The 1,439-nt window shown below is 44.7% G+C and carries 2 protein-coding genes; one reads left to right on the forward strand and one right to left on the reverse strand.

Translation table 11 applies throughout. The annotated features are described in order from the left end of the window. Positions 1–158: 158 nt before the first annotated feature. Entirely contained in the window at positions 159–578 is a 420-nt protein-coding gene (locus tag Q0241_RS11385) for a DoxX family protein (protein WP_299377437.1), read from the reverse strand. Between the two features lie 98 nt (positions 579–676). Between Q0241_RS11385 and Q0241_RS11390 the strand changes: the two genes are divergently transcribed. Next, entirely contained in the window at positions 677–1,123 is a 447-nt protein-coding gene (locus Q0241_RS11390; RefSeq protein WP_299377439.1) for a MarR family winged helix-turn-helix transcriptional regulator, read from the forward strand. Positions 1,124–1,439: the final 316 nt, after the last annotated feature.

The following is a 1,439-nucleotide window of genomic DNA, read 5'->3' on the forward strand; positions in this document are numbered from 1 at the left end:
TTCCTTGCCTCTGATGACGCAAGCTTTGTCACAGGGACCGCATTGATGGTCGAAGGGGGTGTTTCCATCAATAAAACATAGCCCTAAAAAAACACCCATGACAAAGGAGGGCAAGCGCCCTCCTTTACAATTCGTAAAATCAACAACTGATGCCTGAATTAAGAAATCCCATTTGGCAAAGCTCTGGATCGGCTTAAGGCAAATCGTCCATCCCCCAATGCAAATTGAGCAAAAGATAACAAAATTAAATAAACCGGGTATTCCCAGCCGCCATTAGGATAGGAAAAGACCCATCCGTTGCCCGCGTGCACCCATACTGCCCCAAAAAGAATTGGGAGCAATGCCAAAGCAACCCACCGTGCCTGTATGCCCAAAACCAACATTGAGCCACCAATCAACTCTGCGGTAAACACCACATAGGCAATCCAGCCCGGGAAACCGATTGTTTCAAAAAAATCCGCTGTGCCAGCCAACCCGAAGATATAGAACTTCAAGACAACTCCGTGCGCCAAATACATAACACCAAGCGCGACCCGAAGCACAAAAGTAGTGAATTCCGTTAAATTATTCTGTGACATTGTAACATCCTCATATACATGTGTTTGCATTTATATACATGCATTTGCATTTAAATGTCAATCTTGATGCATTTGCATATATATGTCACAATTGTTAGATGACAAAAACACCATCACAAAAAACCATAAAAGTCTGGGGACGGATATTTCGTATCCAGAAAAAAGCTTTGGCCTATACAGAAAAGGCCCTAAAATCCGCACAGCTTCCCCAGCTCGCATGGTACGATATTCTATTGGAACTGGACAAAGCAGGCGACCAAGGTCTGCGCCCCTTTGAACTGGAACATGATCTGTTACTTCCACAGTACGGATTATCGCGGTTGCTGGATCGCATAGAGAAAAAGGGTTTTTTACAACGGGTACCCTGTCTGGAAGATGGCCGGGGTCAACGTATCGTCATTACCGACAAGGGGCGTGATATTCGGTTAAAGATGTGGCCCATTTATGCCAAGGCAATAGAGGATATAATCGGCCCAAATCTGTCAGAGAATGACCTGAGGACTCTCTCAGAATTTTTGGCTAAAATCGATATCCCAGAGGAATGAAATTGAACGCTGGCTGTATGCAGAATTCAATAAACCAGCCCGATACCGCGATCAGCCCAGAACAACATAAGTATCTTTACGCAGCATCTTTTCAAAAGCGGCATGGTATTATCCGGCACGTTATTTACGAACAAACAGCATCATCAGGGTGCTTCATTATTGTTCACACAATATCAATTTGACCTGCATTAAGGGGAAGGGTTTCAAAATGAATACAAAAGCATACGGTGCCGAATTTTTAGGTACTTTCTGGTTGGTTTTTGGCGGCTGTGGTTCGGCTGTCCTCGCCGCTGGCATTCCTGATCTCGGAATCGGT

It is taken from the genome of uncultured Kiloniella sp. (genome assembly GCF_937128705.1).
Classification (GTDB): Bacteria; Pseudomonadota; Alphaproteobacteria; order Kiloniellales; family Kiloniellaceae; genus Kiloniella.